The sequence below is a fragment of the Streptomonospora halophila genome, assembly GCF_039542725.1.
Taxonomy (GTDB): domain Bacteria; phylum Actinomycetota; class Actinomycetes; order Streptosporangiales; family Streptosporangiaceae; genus Streptomonospora; species Streptomonospora halophila.
On the sequence record NZ_BAABIK010000027.1, the window covers coordinates 52,586 to 74,153 of the forward strand.

The following is a 21,568-nucleotide window of genomic DNA, read 5'->3' on the forward strand; positions in this document are numbered from 1 at the left end:
CGGGCGTGTTCATCGGGTCCCCTCCGCGATCGTGGCCGCCCGCGAGCGGGCGGGCCGGGCGTCGGCGGGGTTCACGGGGCCGACTCCCTGATGGCGGCGTCCAGCCGCGCCGCCGCGTCGGGCATGAGCACGTGCGCGCCCTCGCGGACGATCCAGCGGCCGTCGGCCATCACGTGGCGGACGTCGGCGGCGGCCGCCGCCCACACCAGGGCGTCGGCCGCGCGCGCGGGGTCGAACCCGGCCAGTCGGACGCTGTCGGCGGCAACGTTGACCAGATCGGCGCGCGCACCCGCGGCGATGCGCCCCGCCCCGCCGTCGCCCCCGGTGTCGGCCTCGGGCGCCCAGCCCAGTGCGGTGTGGCCGCCGGTGTGCAGCGCCTCCAGCAGGCGGTGGGCGGGCAGGGTGCCGCGGCGGCCGGTGCGCAGGCGCTCGTGCTCCTCGGCACCGCGGGCCTCGGCGAACATGTCGACGGTGCTGTGTCCGTCGCTGCCCAGCGACAGCGCGACGCCTCCCAGGCGCTCCAGCTCGGGCAGGCCGTCGGCGAGGTCGCGCTCGGTGGTGGGGCACAGGCACACCCCGGCACCGGTGCCGCGGACCAGGTCGGCGTCGGCGCCGGTGAGGTGGGTGGCGTGCACGAGCGCGGGGCGCAGGGCGGCGAGGAAGCCGGTCTCGTCCAGGACCCCGGCGGGCGTGCGCCCGTGGGCGGCCAGGCAGGCGGCGTTCTCGGCGGGCTGCTCGGAGAGGTGGATGTGGGCCGCGGCCCATCCGGCCTCGGGCGCCGCCCGGGCGATGCGGGCGAGGTCGGCGGGCGGCACCGCGCGCACGGTGAGCGCGGCGGCGCCGACGCCGGCGCGGCCGCCGACCGGCCGCAGGGCGGCGACCCGCTCGGCCCAGGCGTCGGCTCCGGCGTCGCCGAAGCGCAGCTGCGGCCCCTCCAGCGGCGTGTACCCCCTGCGGAGGTCCAGGCCGCCGGCGAGGTAGCAGGTGTCGAGCAGGGTGATGCGGACGCCGGCGTCCTCCGCGGCGGCGATGAGGGCCCGGCCCATGGCGTTGGGGTCGCTGTAGCGGGCGCCGCCGGGCGCGTGGTGCACGTAGTGGAACTCGCCGACGCAGGTGACTCCGGCCAGCGCCATCTCGGCGTAGACGGCGCCGGCGAGGCGGCGGTAGGAGTCGGGGTCCAGCCGCTCGGCGACCTCGTACATCCGGCGGCGCCAGGTCCAGAAGCTGCCGCCGTCCTCGCCCGTGCGCCCGCGCAGCGCCCGGTGGAAGGCGTGGGAGTGCGCGTTGGCGAATCCGGCGACCGTGAGCCCGCTCAGCCGCTCGGCGCCGTCGGGCGGGCGCGTATCGCGGGCGACCGAGGTGATCCGGCCGCCGGCGACCTCGACGAGCACCCCGGGCGCGGCCGCGCCGCCCGCCCCGGAGTCCAGCAGCGCCCACTCGCACCAGTAGCGGTCCGCCGCGGATCGCCGCGCCCCCGCGCCCCCGCTCCCCCGCGCGGCGTCCTGCCGCGCGCCGCCGGGGCCCGTCACACCTCCGCCCCCGGCATCCGACGGGCCCGGGCCCGCGGGAGCGCGAACTTCGCGGAGCCGGCCATTGCCGACCGCGGCTGCTCGCGCCGCGCCTCCGATGCCCGGGCCGAGACGCCGAAACCGCCCGCATACCGGCACACCGCAGCAGACCCTCCGTCATCACGCGCCCGCAGCACCCGCGCGAACGCGAAAACGGACGCGACCACCGGCCGCACCCCGGACCCACCCGCGTCCACCCGCCGGCACACCCACCTCTCTCCACCGACCCCGAAGAACATCCGCAGCCCCTCGTCCTCGTAGCGAAACCAACCTGTCACCGACCCCCCCCTACCGCGCCGCGGCCGCGCCGCTCACGCCCGGCTGCGCGGGCCGGCGCCGGTCAGGTCGGCCAGAACGTCGGCCAGCGCCGCCACCCCGGCGCGGCAGTCGGCCCCGGTGGCAGCCTCCTCGGGCGCGTGGGAGGTGCCGGTGGGGTTGCGCACGAACAGCATCGCTGTGGGCACGGCGGTGGCCAGCACGCCCGCGTCGTGCCCGGCGCCGGTGGTGAGCAGCGGGAGCCCGCCCGTCTCGCCGCCGACGCGGGCGGCGATGCGGTCGCGCAGCCGGTGGTCGAACTCCACCAGCGGCGATTTGGACTCCAGGAACCCGTTCACCGTCACGCCGTGCTCGGCGGCGCTGCCGCGCGCGGCCGCGTCGACCCGCTCGACCACCGCACGCAGCGCGCCCTCGTCGGCCGCGCGCGCGTCCAGCCAGGCGCGGACGCGGGACGGCACGGCGTTGGTGCCGTTGGGCGACACGCGCACCTTGCCCACGGTGGCCAGGGCGCCGTTCGCCTCGGCCGCCCGGCGCGCCTCCAGCACGGCCTCGGCGAAGGGCAGCATGGGGTCGCTGCGGTCGGCCAGGCGCGTGGTGCCCGCGTGGTCGGCCTGGCCGGAGAAGTCCAGCCGCCACCGGCCGTGCGGCCACACGGCCGAGGCGACGCCGACGGGGGCGCCGGAATGGACCAGCGCCCGCCCCTGCTCGATGTGCAGCTCGACGAACGCGCCGATGCGGCCCAGCAGCTCGTGGTCGGCGCCCAGCCGGCCGGGGTCGAGGCCCGCCGCCTCCATCGCGCGCGCCCAGGTGACGCCGTCGGCGTCGGCGAGCCCGCCGGCGCGCTCGGGCGTGATCGCCCCGGTCAGCAACCGACTGCCCAGGCAGGGCACGCCGAAGCGGGCCCCCTCCTCCTCGGCGAACACCGTCACGGCGAGGGGGCGCCGGGGCCGCAGTCCGCGCCGGCGCAGCTCGCCGATCGCGGCGAGGGCGCCGACGACGCCCAGCGGCCCGTCGTAGGCGCCCCCGTCGGGCACGGAGTCCAGGTGGGACCCGGTGACCACCGCCTCGGGGCCGGGTGCGCCCCACCAGGCCCAGAGGTTGCCGTTGCCGTCGGTCTCGACGTCGAGCCCTCGGGCGCGGGCCGCCGAGACGAACCAGCCGCGCGCCTCGGTGTCGGCGGGTCCCCAGGAGAACCTACGGTAACCGCCGGTGATGCGGTTGCGTCCCACCGGGGCCAGCTCGGACCACAGCTCCTCGAACTCGTCGCTCATCGGCGTCTCGTCCCCCGCGTGCACATCGTCGTCCGCCGCTCGCGGCCGTGCGCCGCCGCCCGCGCCCATCAGTCCCGGTCCTCGCTCATGGGCAGCCGGATGCCGTGCTCGCGGGCGACGTCTTCGGCCTGGCCATACCCCGCATCGGCGTGGCGGATCACGCCGGTCGCGGGGTCGTTGGACAGCACCCGCTCCAGCTTGCGCGCGGCCAGCGCGCTGCCGTCGGCGACCGCGACCTGGCCGGCGTGCAGGGAGCGGCCTATCCCGACGCCGCCGCCGTGGTGGATCGAGACCCACGAGGCGCCCGAGGCGGTGTTGACGAGCGCGTTGAGCAGCGGCCAGTCGGCGATGGCGTCGGAGCCGTCGGCCATGGCCTCGGTCTCGCGGTAGGGCGAGGCCACCGAGCCGGTGTCGAGGTGGTCGCGGCCGATGGCCAGCGGCGCGCTGATCTCGCCGGAGGCCACCAGCTCGTTGAAGCGCAGACCGGCCGCCGCCCGCTCGCCCTGGCCCAGCCAGCAGATCCGCGCCGGGAGCCCCTGGAAGGACACGCGCTCGCCTGCCGTGCGGATCCAGCGGGCCAGGTGCTCGTCGTCGCCGAACAGCTCCAGCACGGCCCGGTCGGTGCGGGCGATGTCGGCGGGGTCGCCGGAGAGCGCCGCCCAGCGGAAGGGGCCCTTGCCCGCGCAGAACAGCGGGCGGATGTAGGCGGGCACGAATCCCGGGAAGTCGAAGGCGCGCGCGTAGCCGGCGGTGCGTGCCTCACCGCGGATGGAGTTGCCGTAGTCGAAGACCTCGGCGCCCGCGTCGGCGAAGCCGACCATCGCCTCGACGTGGGCGGCCATGGAATCCCGGGCGCGGCGGGTGAAGTCCCCGGGGTCGCGGGCCGCGTAGTCGGCCCAGTCCGCGAAGTCCACCCCGGCGGGCAGGTAGGACAGCGGGTCGTGCGCGGAGGTCTGGTCGGTGACGATGTCGGCCGGTGCGCCGCGGCGAAGCAGTTCGGGCACGGTCTCGGCGGCGTTGCCCTGCACGCCGATCGAGACGGCGCGCCGCCGGCTGCGGGCCCGCTCGGCCAGCGCCAGCGCCTCGTCGAGGCTGTCGGCGCGCTCGTCCAGGTAGCCCTGGGCGAGGCGGCGCTCGATGCGGGTGGCGTCGCACTCGACGACCAGGGCCGCCCCGCCGTTCAGGGTCACCGCCAGCGGCTGCGCGCCGCCCATCCCGCCCAGTCCGGCGGTGAGCGTGAGGGTGCCGGCCAGGTCGGCGCCGAAGCGCTTGGCCGCCACCGCGCCGAAGGTCTCGTAGGTGCCCTGAAGGATGCCCTGGGTGCCGATGTAGATCCAGGAGCCGGCGGTCATCTGCCCGTACATGGTCAGGCCCAGCGCCTCCAGGCGGCGGAACTCCTCCCAGTTCGACCAGTCGCCGACGAGGTTGGCGTTGGCGATGAGCACGCGCGGGGCCCACTCGTGGGTCGGCAGCACGCCCACGGGGCGGCCGGACTGCACCAGCAGCGTCTCGTCGTCGCCCAGTTCGCGCAGCACGGCGGTGATGCGGTCGAAGCTCGCCCAGTCGCGCGCGGCCCGGCCGCTGCCGCCGTAGACGACCAGCCGGTCGGGGTGCTCGGCCACCTCGGGGTCGAGGTTGTTGTGCAGCATCCGCAGGGCGGCCTCCTGGGGCCACCCCTTGGCGGTGCGGGCGGTGCCGCGCGGAGCGCGCACGGTCCGCGGTGCCGAGCCGGTTCCCATGGTCATCGCTGTCCTTTCGGACGGGTCAGGCGAGCGGTGCGACGGCGTCGGCCGCGGCGCGGACGGAGCCGTCGGTGATCAGCGCCGCTGCGGCGGCGATCTCGGGCGCAAGGTGGCGGTCGGGACCGGGCCCGGGCACCGCGGTGCGCAGCGTGTCGCGCACGGCGGCGGTGGCCGGCGCGGGTTCCAGCGGCGCGCGCAGGTCCAGCGCGCGGGCGGCGGTGACCAGTTCGATCGCCAGCACGCTGGTGAGCGCCTCGACGGCGCGGCGCAGCTTGCGCGCGGCGGACCAGCCCATCGAGACGTGGTCCTCCTGCATGGCCGAGCTGGGGATGGAGTCGACGCTGGCGGGGACCGCCAGCCGCTTCAGCTCGGAGACCAGGGCGGCCTGGGTGTACTGGGCGATCATGTGGCCGGAGTCCACGCCGGGGTCGTCGGCGAGGAAGGCGGGCAGCCCGTGCGAGCGGGCGACGTCGAGCATCCGGTCGGTGCGGCGCTCGGCGATGGAGGCCAGGTCGGCGACCGCGATGCCGAGGAAGTCCAGCACATATCCCACCGGAGCGCCGTGGAAGTTGCCGTTGGACTCCACCCGGCCGTCCTCCAGCACCACCGGGTTGTCGATCACGGCGGCCAACTCGCGCTCCGCAACGGACTCGGCGTGGGCGAGGGTGTCGCGCACGGCTCCGGCGACCTGCGGCGCGCAGCGCAGCGAGTAGGCGTCCTGCACGCGGGCGCAGTCGGGACCGCGGTGCGAGGCGACGATGGGCGACCCGGACAGCAGCGTGCGCATGTTGGCCGCGGCGGCCGCCTGTCCGGGGTGCGGGCGCAGGTCCTGCAGGTCGGCGGCGAAGACCCGGTCGGTGCCCAGCAGCGCCTCCACGCTCATGGCGGCAGTGATGTCGGCGACGCGCAGCAGCTCGGACAGGTCGGCACAGGCCAGCAGCAGCATGCCGAGCATGCCGTCGGTGCCGTTGATCAGCGCGAGGCCCTCCTTGGCTGCCGGCTCCACCGGGCGCAGGCCCGCGTCGCGCAGCGCTTCGGCCGCCGGGCGCCGGTGGCCGCCGGCGTCGCGCACCTCGCCCTCGCCCATCAGCGCCAGGGCCACGTGGGACAGCGGGGCGAGGTCGCCCGAGCAGCCCAGGCTGCCGTACTCGTGCACGACGGGGGTGATGCCCGCGTTGAGCAGCCCGGCGAGCGCCTCGGCGGTCTCGACGCGGACTCCGGTGCCACCGCTGGCCAGAGTGCGCAGCCGCAGCAGCATCAGCGCGCGCACCACCTCGCGCTCGACCTCGGCTCCGGCGCCGGCGGCGTGCGAGCGGATGAGGGAGGCCTGCAGCCGGGTGCGCAGGTCGGCGGCGATGTGCCGGGTGGCCAGCGCCCCGAACCCGGTACTGACGCCGTAGGCGGGCGCGGGGTCGGCGGCCAGGGCTTCGACGCGTTTGCGCCCGGCGGCGACGGCGGCGCGCGCGCCGTCGGTCAGGCGGACCGTCGCGCCGCGGCGTGCCGCGGCGACCACGTCACCGGGGGCGAGCCCCGAGGGGCCGATGTCGATCGAGGTGGGCATGGCCCCCATTGCACGCGGTTCGCGAGCTGCGGCGCGACCCCCGGCACCCAGGTTCTGTCCGAGGTTTCAGACTCCTCGGCTGAGCAGGCCCGCGGGTGCGCCGGGGGCGACGGCGCCGGCGGCCGGGGCCTCGGGATCAGCCGCTCTCGACGAGCAGGGGCGCCTGCGCGGCCGCCGGAGCGGGCGCTCCCCCGGCCCGCTGCGGCGCCAGGGGGCCGGTGCCGACGGGCGCCGCGGCGGCCACCTCGCGCAGGGCCGCCAGCCCGCGGACGACGGCGGGGTGCTCGGCGCTGCCGCTGCGAAGGCAGGCCAGAATCGACCGCGTGGGCACGGAGCGCCCGTCCAGCGCCATCCGCACGACCGGGTGCTCGGTGGCGATGGGCAGCAGCCGCGGCACCAGGGCGATCCCCATCCCGTGCGCCACCAGCGCGGTCGCGCCGCTCCAGTCGGTGGCCCAGTGCACGATCCGCGGGGTGAACCCGGCGGCCGCGCAGGCGACCTGCACCACCCGGTAATGGCTGCAGGCGCCGCCGGGGGTGATCCAGTCCTCGCGGGCGGTCTCGGCCAGGGAGACGCTTGCGCGGCCGGCCAGCGGGTGGTCGGCGGGCAGCAGCAGGTCGTGCGGCTCCTCCAGTAGGAGGCGCTGGTCGAACCGGGAGTCCTCCGCCGAGGCGACCGTGGGGTCGGGCACGAAGACGGCGAGGTCCATGGTGCCCGCCAGCAGCATGTCGAAGCACTCGCCGGCCTCGGCTTCGGTCACCGACACCGTCAGCCCCGGGTGCGTGCGGCGCAGCAGGCCCGCGGCCGGCGCCAGCAGCGTGGCCACGCCCGTCGGATAGCCCGCCAGGCGCAGCGGACCGGCCTCGCTCTCGGCGTGGCAGGCGAGGTCGGCGACGGCCTGCTCCCAGCGGGTGCTGAGCGCGTCGGCGTGGTCGAGCAGTACGTGGGCGGCCGAGGTCAGCCGCACCCGCCGGCCCTCCGGCTCCAGCAGGGTGACGCCGAGGTCCCGGGCGAGCTGGCGGATCTGCTGGGAGACCGCCGAGGGGGTCAGGTGCAGCGCCTCCGCCGCGCCGGTGACCGTGCCGTGGTGGTGGACCGCCCGCAGGACGCGCAGCCGCCGAAGGTCGAACATGTAGGCGATGCTACACGGTTTCTTGAAAAAAGTTCAGATAGACATGAACTGAGGCGCGCACCCAGACTGGATCCATGGAATCCTGCACGGACCGCACACAGGTCTGCCCCGACTGCGGATGGCCGGAGGCGGAGATCTACCAGGTCGTCTCCCGGCACCCGACCTCCACCGGGATGGTCGTCTACACCCGCTGCGCCTGCGGAAGACTGCAGGTCCGCTCGCTGAGCCTGCCCGGCGGGCGCGGTGGAGCGCAGCGGTGAACGAGCTCCGGGACGTGGGACAATTCCGCCATGAGCCACGTCCCGGCGGCCACGCGGGCACTGCGGCTGCTGCGCTTCCTCGCCGCGCGTCCGGGGCCGGTGTCGGCCGCGGCCGCGGCCGCCGAGCTGGGGCTGCCGCGGTCGAGCGCCTACCAGCTGCTTGAGGCCATGGCCGAGGAGGGCTTCGTCACCCATCTGCCCGAGGAGCGCCGGTGGGGCCTGGGCGTGGCGGCCTTCGAGATCGGGTCGGCCTACCTGCGCCACGGCCCGCTGGAGCGGCTCGCTCGGCCGCTGCTGCGGCGGCTCGTCGAGGAGACCGCGGCGACCGCCCATCTGGGCGTGCTGCACGGCGCCGACACGCTGTACCTGCTCAAAGAGCATCCGCCGCACGCGCCGACGCTCGTCACCGGGGTGGGCGTGCGCCTACCGGCGCATCTGACGGCCTCGGGAAGGGCGCTGCTGGCCCACCTGCCGCGCGCCCAGGTGCGCGCGCTCTACCCCGACGCGGAGGCGTTCGTGGACCGCACCGGGCGCGGCCCCGCCACGCCGGGCGAACTCCGCGACCTGCTGGCACGGGAGCACCGCGCGGGCTACGCCGTGGAGGAGGGGCAGGTCACCGACGGATTCTCGTCGGTGGCCGCGGCGGCCTTCGACCACAACGCCGCGCCGGCGGCGGCCATCAGCCTGACGGTGCCCAGCGCGCGCCCGGTCACAGCGGCGGCGCTGGCCGCCGGCGCGCGGGACGCGGCGGCCGAGCTGACCCGCAGGCTCGGCGGCCGCAGCCCCGCACCGGAGTGAGGCCGACCGGGACCCCGGCCCGCAGCGGCCGCCCCGGGTCGAGGGGCCGGCTAGTTCGCGTTGGCCTTGATGTAGGCCTCGACCTCGGCGCGCTCGGCGCGCAGCTTTGCGAGGGCCTCGTCCAGGATGAGTCGGCCCTCCTCCTCGCTGCGGCGCTCCTTCACGTAGGCCAGGTGCGTCTTGTAGGGCTCGGTGCGCGGGGGCGCCGGGGGGTTCTGCGGGTCCTTGCCCGCCGGGAACCCGCAGCGGGGGCAGTCCCACTCCTCGGGGACCGCGGCCTCGTGCGCGAAGCTCGGAATCACCTCGTGATTGTTGGCGCAGTAGAACGGAACCCGGATGCGCGGCGCGGACTCGCCGCGCTCGGCCTCGCCCATCGGGCCGGCGCCGACGCGACTGCCACGGATTGCGCTGCCACTACCCACGGAAAACTCCTTCGACGGACAACACGCCCCGGCTAGGGGAAACGGAAAAGACACCGCACGGCGTGACGTGCCGCGCGGCTGGGCCCGCGACCGGCGCGGGCGGGAAAAGCGGGGGTTGGAAAGGGGCTGGAAGGGCCGGGGCTAGGCGCCCTGGTTGAGCATCAGCCCGAGGACCACGACGGCGACGATCCAGATCACGCCGGTGGCGATGGTCAGCCGGTCGAGGTTGCGCTCGACCACGGAGGACCCGCCCAGGGAGGACGTGACGCCGCCCCCGAACAGATCGGAGAGGCCGCCGCCCTTGCCCTTGTGCAAGAGCACCATAAGGATCAGCAGCACGCTGCAGAGCATCACGACGATGGACAGACCGAGGATCACACGCTCACCCGTAACTCGACCCCGAGTGGGGGAATTGTCGACTTGGGTCCCCGGAACCGCTCGCTCGCCGCGGCGACCGGGTCTGCGGCCGATGCACGGGCGGGGGCCGAGGACTCTTCCTGGATTCTACCGTGTGCCCTTTGGACACGTACCCGCCGAAGCGACGGGCTTCCGCGAATTCTAACCCGTGCGCGGCCCCTCCGCGGCCGTCCCGGTGGGGTACCGGCCGGTGCGGCGGGGTTCGGCCGGGCGTCCGGCGGGCCCGGGCACCCGTTTGCGCTGCGGCGCTGCCGCCGCCGAGGGGCCGGCCGGCGCGCGCCGACCGGCCCCGCCGTCACTCCCGGCCGAGCCGGGCGAGCTTGGCGAACTCGTCGGGCTTGAGGCTCGCGCCGCCCACCAGGGCGCCGTCGATGTCCTCCTGGCCGATGATCCCGGCGATATTGTCGGACTTCACCGAGCCGCCGTAGATGACGCGGGCGGTCCCGGCGGCCTCGTCGGAGTACAGCTCTCCCAGCCGCCCGCGCAGGGCGCCGCAGACCTCCTGGGCGTCCTCGGGGGTGGCGACCTCGCCGGTGCCGATCGCCCACACCGGCTCGTAGGCCACGACCAGCCGGGCGGCCTGCTCGGCGGTCACGTCCTTGAGCGCGCCTTCAAGCTGCGCGAGCGTGTGGGAGACCTGGTCGCCGGCCTTGCGCACGTCCAGGCCCTCGCCCAGGCACAGGATGGGGGTGAGGTCCGCGGCGAAGGCCGCCTTCACCTTCTGGTTGACGAGGGCGTCGTCCTCCCGGTGGTACTCGCGGCGCTCGGAGTGGCCCGCCAGCGCGTAGGTGCAGCCCAGCTTGGCGAGCATCGGCCCGGAGACCTCGCCGGTGTAGGCGCCCTTCTCGTGGGCGGAGACGTCCTGGGCGCCGTAGACGATCCGCAGCTTGTCGCCGTCGACGAGGGTCTGCACGCTGCGCAGGTTCGTGAACGGCGGCAGCACGGCGATCTCGGCGGCGTCGAAGTCGGTGTCCTTCAGCGAGAACGCGAGCTTCTGGACCAGCGCGATGGCTTCGAGGTGGTTGTTGTTGAGCTTCCAGTTGCCCGCGATCAGCGGCTTGCGCTCTGCCATTGGTGTCTTCCTCAGCTGCAGAAAAGGGCGCCGGCGGCCCGCAGCAGGGCCGCCGGCGCGGGGTCGTCAGTCGTCCAGGGCCTCGATACCGGGCAGGGCCTTGCCCTCCAGGTACTCCAGGCTGGCGCCGCCGCCGGTGGAGATGTGCCCGAACGCCGCCTCGTCGAAGCCGAGCGCGCGCACCGCGGCCGCGGAGTCGCCGCCGCCCACCACGGTGAAGGCGCCGGAGTCGAGCAGCGCCCGGGCCAGCGCGCTGGTGCCCTGGGCGTAGGGTGCCATCTCGAAGACGCCCATCGGGCCGTTCCAGAACACCGTGCGGGCGTCGGCCAGCTTGGCGGCGAACAGCTCGCGGGTCTTGGGCCCGATGTCCAGGCCCATGCGGTCGGCGGGGATGGCGCTGGCGTCGGCCGGGCCGTGGGGGGCGTCGGCCGAGAAGGACTCGGCGGCGACCACGTCGACCGGGACGACGATCTCCACGCCCTGCTTCTCCGCGCGGTCGAGGTAGTCGCGGACCGTGTCGACCTGGTCGGCCTCCAGCAGGCTGGACCCGACCTCGTAGCCCTTCGCCTTGAGGAAGGTGTAGGCCATCCCGCCGCCGATGAGCAGCCGGTCGGCGGTGCCCAGCAGGTTGTCGATCACGCCGAGCTTGTCGGAGACCTTGGAGCCGCCCAGCGCCACCACGTAGGGGCGGGCGGGGTCGCCGGTGAGGGTGCGCAGCACCTCGACCTCGGCCAGCACCAGGCCGCCCACCGCGTGCGGCAGCCGGTTCGGCAGGTCGAAGACGCTGGCGTGCTTGCGGTGCACGGCGCCGAAGCCGTCGCCGACGTAGAGGTCGGCGAGCTGGGCCAGACGGTCGGCGAACTCGCCGCGCTCGGCGTCGTCCTTGCTGGTCTCGCCCGGCTCGAAGCGCAGGTTCTCCACGAGGGCGACCTCGCCGTCGGCCAGTGCGGCGCTGGCGGCGCGGGCCGACTCCCCCGCGGTGTCGGTGGCGAAGGCGACCTCGGTGCCCAGCAGCTCGCCCAGTCGCGCGGCCACCGGGCGCAGGGAGTAGGCGGGGTCGGGTGCGCCCTTCGGGCGGCCCAGGTGCGCGGCCACCACGACGCGGGCGCCGCGCTCGCGCAGTGCGCTGATGGTGGGCACGCCGGCGCGGATCCGGCCGTCGTCGGTGATGCGGTCGCCGTCGAGGGGCACGTTCAGATCCGCCCGGACGAACACGCGCTTACCGGAGACGTCGAGGTCGTCGATCGTGCGCATGGAGCTCTCCTTCTGCGGGGATGCGGCCGTACCGGCACGGCGCGCGGCGCCCCCGGCCCATCGGGCGGGGGCGCCGCGTGCGCCGGCACGTCCGGGGTCGGTCGTCCGGTCTACAGGCGCGAGCCGACCAGCTTGGCCGCGTCCACGAGGCGGTTGGAGTAGCCCCACTCGTTGTCGTACCAGCCGATGATCTTGACCGTGTTGCCGAAGGCCATGGTCAGGCTGGAGTCGAAGGTGCAGGAAGCGGGGCTGCCGACGATGTCGGAGGACACGATCGGGTCCTCGGTGTAGGTCAGCACCTGCTTGAGCTCGCCCTCGGAGGCGGCCTTGAACGCGGCGTTGACCTCCTCGGCGGAGGCCTCGCGCTCCAGCTCCACGACCAGGTCGGTGACCGAGCCGTCGGGCACCGGCACGCGCATCGCGATGCCGTCGAGCTTGCCCTGCAGCTCGGGGAGCACCAGGGCGGTGGCCTTGGCGGCGCCCGTGGTCGTGGGGATGATGTTCTGCGCGGCGGCACGGGCGCGGCGCAGGTCCTTGTGCGGGAAGTCCAGGATGACCTGGTCGTTGGTGTACGCGTGGGTCGTCGTCATCAGGCCCTTGACGATGCCGAAGTTGTCCAGCAGCGTCTTGGCCATCGGCGCCACGCAGTTGGTGGTGCAGGAGGCGTTGGAGATGATGTGGTGCCGGGCGGCGTCGTACTTGTCGTCGTTGACGCCCATCACCAGGGTCAGGTCCTCGCCCTTGGCCGGAGCCGAGACGATGACCTTCTTGGCGCCCGCATCGATGTGCTTGCGGGCGTCCTCGGCCTTGGTGAAGATGCCGGTGGACTCCACGACGACGTCCACGCCCAGCTCGCCCCAGGGCAGCTGCGCGGGGTCGCGCTCGGCGAGGGTCTTGATCGTGGTGTCGCCGACCCGGATGCTGTCGCCGCCGACCTCGACGTCGCCGTCCAGCGTGCCCAGCACGGTGTCGTACTTGAGCAGGTGGGCGAGCGTGGCCTTGTCGGTGAGGTCGTTGACCGCGACGATCTCGACCTCGCTGCCGGCGGCGCGGGCCGCGCGCCAGAAGTTGCGGCCGATCCGGCCGAAACCGTTCACGCCTACACGGATGGTCACGGTAACCAAACTCCTCACGTGTTGGAAGGTACTGCCGTCACGGCCGACCGACAGAGGGCCCGACCGCGGAAGTTGAGCGCCGTAATTCCACTTCCGAGCCTATCTCTCCACCGCAGTGCGGACCGTCGCGGCCCCGTCGCGGAGCCCGCCCGGAAGGCATCGGCGCCCGGACCATGCTCGCACCCCTGCCAGTCAGAGGTCTAGACCATTTTCCGAAGTTTCCCGGTCGGCTTCCGTGCTCACAAAAGCCAACACCGGCGGCGCATCCGCCCCGGAGGCGCGGACCGTGTCAGGGCACCAGCATGTCGGCGGTCAGGTTCGCGTCCGTACCGTCGATGCCCAGGTCGACGGCGCGCTTGTCGGCCATCGCCAGCAGCCGGCGGATGCGCCCGGCGATCGCGTCCTTGGTCAGCGGCGGCGACGACAGCTGGCCCAGCTCCTCCAGCGACGCCTGCTTGTGCGCCAGGCGCAGCCGGCCCGCGGCCACCAGGTGGTCGGGCGCCTCGTCGCCCAGGATCTCCAGGGCCCGCTCGACCCGGGCGCCCGCCGCCACCGCCGCGCGGGCGCTGCGGCGCAGGTTGGCGTCGTCGAAGTTGGCGAGCCGGTTGGCCGTGGCGCGGACCTCGCGGCGCATCCGGCGCTCTTCCCAGGTCAGCACGCTCTCGTGCGCCCCCAGCAGGGTCAGCAGCGCCCCGATGGAGTCGCCGTCGCGCACGACCACCCGGTCGACGCCGCGGACCTCGCGCGCCTTGCCCTGCACCTTGAGCCGGCGAGCGGCGCCCACCAGCGCGAGCGCGGCCTCGGGGCCGGGGCAGGTGACCTCCAGCGACATCGAGCGGCCCGGCTCGGTGAGCGAGCCGTGCGCGATGAAGGCGCCGCGCCAGGCGGACTCGGCGTCGCAGGCGCCGCCGGCGACCACGTGCCGGGGCAGGCCGCGCACCGGGCGGCCGTTGTTGTCGATGAGCCCGGTCTGGCGGGCGAGGCTCTCGCCGTCCTTGATGATCCGCACGACGTAGCGGTTGCCCTTGCGCAGGCCGCTGGGCGAGAGCACGACGACCTCGGACTCGTGGCCGAAGACCTCGGAGATGTCCTTGCGCAGCCGGCGCGCCGCCGCGCCGGTGTCGAGCTCGGCCTCGATCACGATGCGGCCGCTGACCAGGTGCAGCCCTCCCGTGAAGCGGAGGATCGTGGAGACCTCGGCCTTGCGGCAACACGGCTTGAGAACGGTCAGCCGGCTCAACTCGTCCTTCACCACGCCGGTCATCGCCATGGACGCCGTCCCCTCGCTACTCGAACTCCACATACCAGCGCGGCCCGCCGACCGTGCGCTCCTCCTCCCCGAGCGTACTGAACGCAAGGGCCGTGGCCACGCCCTCGGCCGCGTGTCCAAAATCCCTGCTCGTCACGGCGAGTCGCGTTTTCCGATCCGTGCCGGTCTCTGCCGAAAGGGGCGGCGCGTCCGATCGGTCTGCCCGCGTCCGCTGTGGGATGGGCCGCCCCTCGGCGGAGGGCCGGCGGCCGCCTCCAGGCGCCCGGCACCGGTGCGGGAGGGCGAGCGGGGGCGCCCGGGGCACGCACCCGCGGACCGGGCGGGCGGCGGCCTACTGCTGCCCGGCCGCCTCGCCCCGGGTCGCCAGCAGGTGGTCGCGCAGCACCACGGCGTGGTTGTGCTCGGTGTCGCTCGCGCCGTGGAGCAGGGTGACGGTCCCCTCGGCGAGGGCGTCGCGGAGGGGGCGCAGGGCCTCGGGGTTGTCGGCAAGCTCGGCGCGGTAGCGCTCGGCGAACTCCTCCCACCGGCCGGGTTCGGCGTGGAACCACCGGCGCAGCTCCGTACTCGGCGCCACGTCCTGCAACCACGCGTCGTAGTGCAGGGACGTCTTGCGCACCCCGCGCGGCCACAGCCGGTCGACCAGGAACGCGCGGCCGGGCGGGTCCTGGCCGAGGGTGTCGCGCACGCGGATGAGGCGGATGTCGACTCCGCCGCCGTCGCCGGCCTGCTGTTCGCCCACGTCGGCTGCATGCCCGCTCACGCACCGTGCCAACCTCCCGCATGCGGGCCCCGCGCGCACGGGCCCGCGCCCGCCCGCGGTGCCCTGCGCGGACGCGGGCGCGGTCAGTCCCGGAAGACGTCGTCGAAGGCGGCGGCGAGCAGGTCGGGGTCGTGGCGCGGCGAGCCGTCGCCGGCCGCCACGTCGCGCACGACCAGCCGGCCGCCCATCTCCTTGGCGACCTCGCCGACCCTGGTCGTGTCGCCGACGACCCCGCTGTCGGCCAGGACCGCGTCGATACCCAGGCGCGGCGCGTGCGCGGCCAGCACCTCCAGGTAGGTCTCGGGCCGGAAGCCGTCGGTCTCGCCCTTCTGCGGCGAGAGGTTCAGCGCGACCATGCGGCGGGCCCGCGTCTCGACCAGGGCCTCGGCGAGTTCGGGCACCAGCAGGTGCGGCAGAACGCTGGTGAACCAGGAACCGGGACCGAAGACGACCCAGTCGGCCTCGCGCACCGCCTTGACCGCCTGGTGCGAGGCCGGGGGCGCCTCGGGCACCAGCGAGATCGACCGCACACGGCCGCGGGTGCTGGCGCAGGCCACCTGGCCGCGGACCGTGCTGATCTCGAAGGGGCGCGCGGGATCGGCTCCCTCGACCTCGGCGACGATGTCCAGCGGGACCGAGGACATCGGCAGGACGCGGCCGTGCGCGCCGAGCAGCTGGCCCACCCAGTCCAGTCCGGCCACGGAGTCGCCCAGCAGCTCCCACAGCGCCACGATGAGCAGGTTGCCCACCGCGTGGCCGTGCAGCTGGCCCTCGGAGCGGAAGCGGTGCTGGACGACCTCGCTCCAGGTGTGGCCCCACTCGTCGTCGCCGCACAGCGCCGCGAGCGCCATGCGCAGGTCGCCCGGCGGCAGCACGCCGAGCTCCTCGCGCAGCCGCCCGCTGGAACCGCCGTCGTCGGCCACGGTCACGACGGCGGTCACGTCGGTGGTGACCCGGCGCAGCGCGGACAGCGAGGCGTGCAGGCCGTGCCCTCCGCCCAGCGCCACGACTCGCGGCGGGCTCACGCCCGGAGGATCGTCGGCCGCGGCCCCGGCGGCCGCGGCGTCTGCCGGGCTCCCGCCGCTGTCGGCGGGGACGTTGTCTGACATGTGCCTGTGGGTACCTCGTCATCGGGTCTGCGGCGGGCGCGATCGGGCCAATGCTAGAGCGTGCCCCGCCGGCGTCCGTCCTGGTTCGCGTTCGCCGCCGGGTCCGCGGGGACCGGCCGCCTCATTCCTGGCCGAGATCGCGGTGGACGACGTGGACTTCGAGCCCCTGCTCGCGCAGCCGCTCGCCGAACTGCTCGGCCATGGCCACGCTGCGGTGCTTGCCGCCGGTGCAGCCGACGGCGAAGGTCATGTAGTGCTTGCCCTCGCGCTGGTACCCCTCGATCATCAGGCGCAGCACCTCGGTGTAGGAGTCGATCATCTCCTTCGCGCCGGTCTGGGCCAGCACGTACTCGCGCACCGGAGCGTCGCGCCCGTTCATCGCCCGGAGTTCGGGGACCCAGTGCGGGTTGGGCAGGAAGCGGCAGTCCAGCACGAGGTCGGCGTCCACCGGCAGGCCGTGCTTGTAGCCGAACGACACCAGGTTGGCGCGCGGGCGCGCCTCCTCCGCCTCGCCGAAGAAGCCGATGACCTTGGCCTTGAGCTGGTGGACGTTGAGCTGGGACGTGTCGATGACCAGGTCGGCGGCGCCGCGGACGGCGCGCAGGGTCTCGCGCTCGCGGGCGATGCCGTCGGTGAGGCGGCCTTCGCCCTGAAGCGGGTGGGGGCGCCGCACGCTCTCGAAACGGCGCACCAGGGCGTCGTCGCCGGCCTCCAGGAACACCACGCGGGCGGTGATCCCGCGCCCGCGCAGCTCCTCGACCGTGGAGAGCAGGTCCTCGGTGAAGGCCATGCTGCGCACGTCGACGACCGCGGCCACCCGCGGCACCGCCCCCTCGGTGCGCCCGGCCAGGTCGATCATGGTCGGCAGGAGCCCCGGCGGCAGGTTGTCGACGACGAACCAGTCCAGGTCCTCGAGTGCGCGGGCGGCGGTGCTGCGGCCGGCGCCCGACATGCCGGTGACGACGACGATCTCGGGCGGGAGCTCCCCGCTGAGACTGCCCGTCGGCTGTTCATCCCCCATTGTGCTGACCACTTCCGTCTGCCGCGCCGCTTTCCCCCGTGCGGACCCCGCCCCTGTCATGGTTTCCTTCCCGCTCCTGGCCGGAGAGCCGCGCGTGGATGACTCCGGCTGTGGTCTTGCCGATGCCGGGCACCCGGGCGATCTCCTCCTCAGTGGCCGCCGCCAGCTTCTTGACCGACCCGAAGTGCTTGAGCAGCGCACTGCGCCGCGTCGGCCCCAGGCCGGGCACCTCGTCGAGTGCGCTGCCGGTGAGCGCCTTGGCGCGCTTCTGGCGGTGGTAGGTGATGGCGAACCGGTGGGCCTCGTCGCGAACGCGCTGGAGCATGTAGAGCCCTTCGCCCGTTCGCGGCAGGATCACCGGATCGTCGTCGTCGGGCAGCCACACCTCCTCCAGCCGCTTGGCCAGCCCGCACACCGCGATGTCGTCGATGCCGAGGTCGTCCAGGGCCCGCCGCGCGGCCTGGACCTGCGGCCGGCCCCCGTCGACCACTACCAGGTTAGGGGGATAGGCGAACTTGGACGGCGCCTGCCGGTCGGATTCGGCCTCGGGGGCGGCGCCGGGAGCGCCCGCCGGGTCGGCCCCGCCGGCGCCCCCGGCGGCCGGGGCGGCGGCGCCCTCGTCCTCCTCGGCCCCGGCGCCGAGCCGGTCGAGCTCGCCGGTGCGGCGGCTCTCCTCGAGGTAGCGGGCGAACCGGCGCTTGAGGACCTCGTACATCGATGCGACGTCGTTCTGCTCGGCCCCCTGGGCGCGCCCGGAGCCGCGGATGCTGAAGCGGCGGTACTCCGACTTGCGGGCCAGGCCGTCCTCGAACACCACCATGGAGGCCACCACGTGCTCGCCCATGAGGTTGGACACGTCGAAGCACTCGATGCGCAGCGGAGCCTCGTCGAGGCCCAGCGCCTCCTGGATCTCGCTCAGCGCACGGCTGCGCGTGGTGAGGTCGCCGGCGCGCTGGGTCTTGTGCCGGGCCAGCGCCTGGTCGGCGTTCTTGGCGACGGTCTCCAGCAGGGTCCTCTTGTCGCCCCGCTGAGGGACCCGCAGGTCGACGGCGGAGCCGCGGCGCTCGCTGAGCCATTCGACCACGGCGTCGCGGTCGGCCGGCTCGGCCGAGACCAGGACCTCGCGGGGGATGGCCGCGCCGCCGGGGCCGTCGCCGCCGTCGGCCCGTCCGTCCGGCTCGCCGCCGTTGCCGTAGGTCTGGGCGAGGAAGCGTTCGACGAGCTCACCGGTGCCCACGTCCTCGACCTTGTCGACGACCCAGCCCCGCTGGCCGCGGATGCGCCCGCCGCGGACGTAGAAGACCTGGGCGGCCGCCTCCAACTGGTCCTCGGCCAGGGCGATGACGTCGCAGTCGGTGGAGTCGCCCAGCACGACCGCCTGCTTCTCCAGCGCCGTGCGCAGCGCCTGGATGTCGTCGCGGATGCGCGCGGCCTTCTCGTACTCCTGGTCCGCGGCGGACTCGCGCATGCGCTGCTCCAGCCTGCGGATGAAGCGGCTGGTGTCGCCGGCCATGAAGGAGCAGAAGTCCTCGGCGAGGCGGCGGTGCTCCTCGGCGTCGACGCGGCCAACGCAGGGCGCCGAGCACTTGTCGATGTAGCCCAGCAGGCAGGGGCGCCCGGCGTTGCGGGCGCTGCGGAAGACCCCCGCCGAGCAGGTGCGCACGGGGAAGACGCGCAGCAGCAGGTCGACGGTCTCGCGGATGGCCCAGGCGTGGCCGTAGGGGCCGAAGTAGCGCACCCCCTTGCGCTTGGCGCCGCGCATGACCTGGACGCGGGGGACGTCCTCGTTCATGGTGACCGCGAGGTAGGGGTAGCTCTTGTCGTCGCGGTACTTGACGTTGAACCGGGGGTCGTACTCCTTGATCCAGGAGTACTCCAGCTGGAGGGCCTCGACCTCGGTGCCCACCACCGTCCAGTCGACGTCGGCGGCGGTCGAGACCATCGTCTGGGTGCGGGGGTGCAGCGCCGCGAAGTCCTGGAAGTAGGACGAGAGCCGCGCGCGCAGGTTCTTCGCCTTGCCCACGTAGATGACCCGCCCGTTGCCGTCGCGGAACCGGTAGACCCCCGGCGAGGTGGGGATCGAACCGGGGCGGGGACGAAGGTGGGGTTGGGCTGCCATGACTCCATTGTGATCGGCCGCAGGGGTGCTCGGCCACTCGACGGGCGGCCTGTGGACGACCGCTAAGGGGACCAAAGGCCCGTTGTGCGGCCGGTTCCGGGGGTCAGCCGGGCACCCGGTCTAAGCTGTGGGCGGTTGCCCGGACCCGACCGCGCATGGGCTTGATCACGGACTAAACGTCACGATTCGGTATCCGCGTAGTCTAGTTTGGCGGATACCGACCGCATCATCTGAGAGCGAGGGGGGCTCTTTCCGTGAGCTTCACGCAGTGGACCGGGATCGGCGTCGCCGTCCTGATCGCGGTCCTCGTGGTGACGGTGGCGCACTGGGTGCTCACCCACCAGCTCACCAAGGTGTCGCCGCTGGCCACGCCGCTGGTCCGGCACTGTCGGGTCTCGGCCTATGCGGCCGCGGTGGTCGTCGGCGTCAACATCTCCCTGCCCGACCGGGACGAGATGACCGACAGGGCGCTCTTCCCGATCATCGACCACTTCATGACGATCCTGATGATCGGCACGATGACGTGGTTCGCGCTGGGGGTGGCCTATGCCGTGACCGACACGGTGCTGGACCGGCTCGCCGCCAACAACGGCGACGACGACCACCACTCGCGGCGGCTGCAGACCCAGGTGCGCCTGCTGCGGCGCATCGTCGCGACGATCATCGGCGTGCTGGCCCTCGCGGCGATCCTGTTCACCTTCCCCGCGGTCCAGGGGCTGGGCGCCGGACTCCTGGCCTCGGCCGGACTGCTGTCGGTCGTGGCCGGCATAGCCGCGCAGTCCACCCTCGGCAACATCTTCGCCGGCCTGCAGCTGGCGTTCAGCAACGCGCTGCGGATCAACGACATCGTGGTCTTCCAGGGCGAGTGGGGACGCGTGGAGGAGCTCAGCCTCACCATGGTCACCATCCGCATGTGGGACGAGCGCCGCCTGGTGGTACCGGTCTCCTACTTCGCGACCACCCCCTTCGAGAACTGGACCAAGCACGGCGCCTCCATCACCGGATGGGTGCTGTTCCAGGTCGACTGGGAGGCCCCCATCGGCAAGATCCGCGAGGAGGTCGGCGAGTACGTCAACCACCACCCCCTCTGGGACGGCCGCCGCTGGTCCCTGCAGGCCACCGACATCCTCGACGACGGGATCGTACAGCTGCGGGCGGTGGTCACCACCGCCGACTCCGACGCCCGCTGGGACCTGTGCTGCGACCTGCGCGAGCACTTGATCACCTACATCAACGAGTACATCCCCCACGCGCTGCCCCGCCGCCGCACCGAGTTCCTCACCGCCCAGGAGGCCGAGCCCTACGCCGCGGTGTTCCCCGACTCCGCGGTCCGCCGCCCCCGCGCCGAGCAGACCGGGTCGCCCGGCCCGGACGGCTCCCTCACGGCCGGCCCCCAGGGCGGCTCGCACACCCGCGACGGCGACGGCTCCTCCGACGCCGACGGCTGAGCCGGCATCGGCCGGTTCCGCGGACCCGGCCGGAGGCGGGGGGACTAGGCCCCCCGCTCCTTCTCGTCGAGGACGATGTCGGTGCCGTCGACCGTGATCGACAGCTCCTTCAACGGGCTGTCGGCCGGACCGTGGCGCACCTCGCCGGTGGCGATGTCGAACTCGCTGCCGTGGCACAGGCAGTGGATGTTGCGCTCGACCTCCTGGATCGTGCAGCCCGCGTGCGTGCACACGGCGCTGAACGCCTTGAAGGCGCCCTTCTCCGGCTGGGTGACGACCAGCTTGCCCTTGATGACGACGTCTCCCCCGCCCACCGGGATGTCGCCGGTCTGGGCCACCACGGTCCCCCGCAGCGCGTCGTGGGGCGCGGGCCCGCCCTCGCCGGATCCGCAGGCGGCCGCGCCGAGCGCGGCGGCGCCGGCGGCTCCCGCAGCACCGATCAGCCTGCGCCTGCTGATCCCGCCGGCGCACCCCAGCCCCGCGCACATGGCACCGCTCCTCTCCTCGGCTCGCCTCATTACTACAAACAGTAGTACAACGACGATGCCGTGTGCGACCGGGCACCACAAGGCGCACAGCGGCCTCCGAGCCCGACCCGCGGCACCCGCACCGTTACCAGGACGGTCCCGACGACGACACCAGCCCGTGGTTCTACGCCGGGTTCCAAACGTGATCCAGCCAGCCGCGCGGGGACCGTCCATGTCTTCCCACCGGCGCGGCCCGCCGCCCCCGCGCCGGTGGGGCAGGTTCGGCGAGGGGGCGACGTTGGCCGCATCCGGTCAACCGCGCACGCGCGCGGGAGGATCCCTACAAACTCGTGTCCTACCTGACCGTGTTGGGTAAGTCATTGCTGTGACGCCCCACCCCGCTCGCGCCAGGGAAATTCGGGCAATCTAGACTGAACGGACGGGCATTGGGACGTCGCAGGCACCCTGACCGCGAGTTTGAAGCCC

At 74.2% G+C, this 21,568-nt stretch carries 19 protein-coding genes; 3 read left to right on the top strand and 16 right to left on the bottom strand.

The features are described from left to right. Window positions 1–71: 71 nt before the first annotated feature. The 5 genes from ABEA15_RS20245 to ABEA15_RS20265 all read right to left on the bottom strand — a co-directional run bounded on the left by ABEA15_RS20245 (window position 72) and on the right by ABEA15_RS20265 (window position 7,550). Window positions 72–1,529, bottom strand: a complete 1,458-nt coding sequence (locus ABEA15_RS20245) for a formimidoylglutamate deiminase (RefSeq protein WP_345558266.1) — start codon at window positions 1,527–1,529, stop codon at window positions 72–74. Between the two features lie 350 nt (window positions 1,530–1,879). Next, on the bottom strand, window positions 1,880–3,115 hold the full coding sequence (locus ABEA15_RS20250) for an allantoate amidohydrolase (RefSeq protein ID WP_345558268.1): 1,236 nt from the start codon (window positions 3,113–3,115) through the stop codon (window positions 1,880–1,882). A gap of 68 nt (window positions 3,116–3,183) precedes the next feature. Next, window positions 3,184–4,854, bottom strand: a complete 1,671-nt coding sequence (gene hutU, locus ABEA15_RS20255; RefSeq protein ID WP_345558296.1) for a urocanate hydratase — start codon at window positions 4,852–4,854, stop codon at window positions 3,184–3,186. A 25-nt stretch (window positions 4,855–4,879) separates the two neighbouring features. Then, entirely contained in the window at window positions 4,880–6,427 is a 1,548-nt protein-coding gene (gene hutH, locus ABEA15_RS20260) for a histidine ammonia-lyase (protein ID WP_344144067.1), read from the bottom strand. A 127-nt stretch (window positions 6,428–6,554) separates the two neighbouring features. Continuing rightward, window positions 6,555–7,550 carry a LysR family transcriptional regulator gene (locus tag ABEA15_RS20265; RefSeq protein ID WP_345558270.1) on the bottom strand — a complete coding sequence of 332 codons (996 nt, stop codon included), beginning with the start codon at window positions 7,548–7,550 and terminating at the stop codon, window positions 6,555–6,557. Window positions 7,551–7,624: 74 nt separating this feature from the next. Here ABEA15_RS20265 and ABEA15_RS20270 point away from each other — a divergent pair, with 74 nt between their 5' ends. Continuing rightward, complete coding sequence (locus ABEA15_RS20270; RefSeq protein WP_345558272.1) at window positions 7,625–7,810, top strand: hypothetical protein; 186 nt, start codon at window positions 7,625–7,627, stop codon at window positions 7,808–7,810. A gap of 30 nt (window positions 7,811–7,840) precedes the next feature. Continuing rightward, entirely contained in the window at window positions 7,841–8,608 is a 768-nt protein-coding gene (locus ABEA15_RS20275; protein WP_345558274.1) for an IclR family transcriptional regulator, read from the top strand. A 50-nt stretch (window positions 8,609–8,658) separates the two neighbouring features. Here ABEA15_RS20275 and ABEA15_RS20280 read toward each other — a convergent pair whose 3' ends face one another. From ABEA15_RS20280 to uvrC, 10 genes are all read right to left on the bottom strand, one after another. Further along, a complete protein-coding gene (locus ABEA15_RS20280) occupies window positions 8,659–9,030 on the bottom strand; it encodes an RNA polymerase-binding protein RbpA (RefSeq protein WP_311545596.1) in 372 nt (123 codons plus the stop codon). Between the two features lie 141 nt (window positions 9,031–9,171). Beyond that, window positions 9,172–9,408 (bottom strand): preprotein translocase subunit SecG, encoded by a 237-nt coding sequence (gene secG, locus ABEA15_RS20285; RefSeq protein ID WP_311545597.1) that lies wholly within the window; start codon window positions 9,406–9,408, stop codon window positions 9,172–9,174. 334 nt (window positions 9,409–9,742) lie between these two features. Beyond that, entirely contained in the window at window positions 9,743–10,519 is a 777-nt protein-coding gene (gene tpiA / locus ABEA15_RS20290) for a triose-phosphate isomerase (protein WP_345558277.1), read from the bottom strand. A 66-nt stretch (window positions 10,520–10,585) separates the two neighbouring features. Beyond that, complete coding sequence (locus tag ABEA15_RS20295; protein ID WP_345558279.1) at window positions 10,586–11,773, bottom strand: phosphoglycerate kinase; 1,188 nt, start codon at window positions 11,771–11,773, stop codon at window positions 10,586–10,588. A gap of 110 nt (window positions 11,774–11,883) precedes the next feature. Next, window positions 11,884–12,888: a type I glyceraldehyde-3-phosphate dehydrogenase gene (gap, locus tag ABEA15_RS20300; protein WP_344144051.1), complete on the bottom strand. Its 1,005-nt coding sequence runs from the start codon at window positions 12,886–12,888 to the stop codon at window positions 11,884–11,886. 289 nt (window positions 12,889–13,177) lie between these two features. Next, window positions 13,178–14,158 carry a DNA-binding protein WhiA gene (whiA, locus tag ABEA15_RS20305; protein WP_344144048.1) on the bottom strand — a complete coding sequence of 327 codons (981 nt, stop codon included), beginning with the start codon at window positions 14,156–14,158 and terminating at the stop codon, window positions 13,178–13,180. A gap of 331 nt (window positions 14,159–14,489) precedes the next feature. Beyond that, on the bottom strand, window positions 14,490–14,918 hold the full coding sequence (locus tag ABEA15_RS20310; protein WP_344144046.1) for a DUF488 domain-containing protein: 429 nt from the start codon (window positions 14,916–14,918) through the stop codon (window positions 14,490–14,492). Between the two features lie 83 nt (window positions 14,919–15,001). Continuing rightward, a complete protein-coding gene (locus ABEA15_RS20315) occupies window positions 15,002–16,027 on the bottom strand; it encodes a gluconeogenesis factor YvcK family protein (protein WP_345558282.1) in 1,026 nt (341 codons plus the stop codon). 121 nt (window positions 16,028–16,148) lie between these two features. Beyond that, window positions 16,149–17,048: an RNase adapter RapZ gene (gene rapZ, locus ABEA15_RS20320; RefSeq protein ID WP_345558284.1), complete on the bottom strand. Its 900-nt coding sequence runs from the start codon at window positions 17,046–17,048 to the stop codon at window positions 16,149–16,151. After that, entirely contained in the window at window positions 17,038–19,167 is a 2,130-nt protein-coding gene (gene uvrC / locus ABEA15_RS20325; RefSeq protein ID WP_345558286.1) for an excinuclease ABC subunit UvrC, read from the bottom strand. The genes rapZ and uvrC overlap by 11 nt, the downstream gene beginning before the upstream one ends. Before the next feature lie 254 nt (window positions 19,168–19,421). Here uvrC and ABEA15_RS20330 point away from each other — a divergent pair, with 254 nt between their 5' ends. Then, window positions 19,422–20,615, top strand: a complete 1,194-nt coding sequence (locus ABEA15_RS20330; protein ID WP_344144037.1) for a mechanosensitive ion channel family protein — start codon at window positions 19,422–19,424, stop codon at window positions 20,613–20,615. 44 nt (window positions 20,616–20,659) lie between these two features. Here ABEA15_RS20330 and ABEA15_RS20335 read toward each other — a convergent pair whose 3' ends face one another. Further along, entirely contained in the window at window positions 20,660–21,073 is a 414-nt protein-coding gene (locus tag ABEA15_RS20335; protein ID WP_345558298.1) for a Rieske (2Fe-2S) protein, read from the bottom strand. Window positions 21,074–21,568 lie beyond the last annotated feature (495 nt).

What these genes read in the sequence shown, in the direction of transcription:
- ABEA15_RS20250 (WP_345558268.1), bottom strand. Translation starts at nt 3,115, where the DNA reads ATGAGCGACGAGTTCGAGGAGCTGTGGTCCGAGCTGGCCCCGGTGGGA.
- hutU (WP_345558296.1), bottom strand. Translation starts at nt 4,854, where the DNA reads ATGGGAACCGGCTCGGCACCGCGGACCGTGCGCGCTCCGCGCGGCACC.
- hutH (WP_344144067.1), bottom strand. Translation starts at nt 6,427, where the DNA reads ATGGGGGCCATGCCCACCTCGATCGACATCGGCCCCTCGGGGCTCGCC.
- ABEA15_RS20265 (WP_345558270.1), bottom strand. Translation starts at nt 7,550, where the DNA reads ATGTTCGACCTTCGGCGGCTGCGCGTCCTGCGGGCGGTCCACCACCAC.
- ABEA15_RS20270 (WP_345558272.1), top strand. Translation starts at nt 7,625, where the DNA reads ATGGAATCCTGCACGGACCGCACACAGGTCTGCCCCGACTGCGGATGG.
- ABEA15_RS20275 (WP_345558274.1), top strand. Translation starts at nt 7,841, where the DNA reads ATGAGCCACGTCCCGGCGGCCACGCGGGCACTGCGGCTGCTGCGCTTC.
- tpiA (WP_345558277.1), bottom strand. Translation starts at nt 10,519, where the DNA reads ATGGCAGAGCGCAAGCCGCTGATCGCGGGCAACTGGAAGCTCAACAAC.
- ABEA15_RS20295 (WP_345558279.1), bottom strand. Translation starts at nt 11,773, where the DNA reads ATGCGCACGATCGACGACCTCGACGTCTCCGGTAAGCGCGTGTTCGTC.
- whiA (WP_344144048.1), bottom strand. Translation starts at nt 14,158, where the DNA reads ATGGCGATGACCGGCGTGGTGAAGGACGAGTTGAGCCGGCTGACCGTT.
- ABEA15_RS20315 (WP_345558282.1), bottom strand. Translation starts at nt 16,027, where the DNA reads ATGTCAGACAACGTCCCCGCCGACAGCGGCGGGAGCCCGGCAGACGCC.
- rapZ (WP_345558284.1), bottom strand. Translation starts at nt 17,048, where the DNA reads ATGGGGGATGAACAGCCGACGGGCAGTCTCAGCGGGGAGCTCCCGCCC.
- uvrC (WP_345558286.1), bottom strand. Translation starts at nt 19,167, where the DNA reads ATGGCAGCCCAACCCCACCTTCGTCCCCGCCCCGGTTCGATCCCCACC.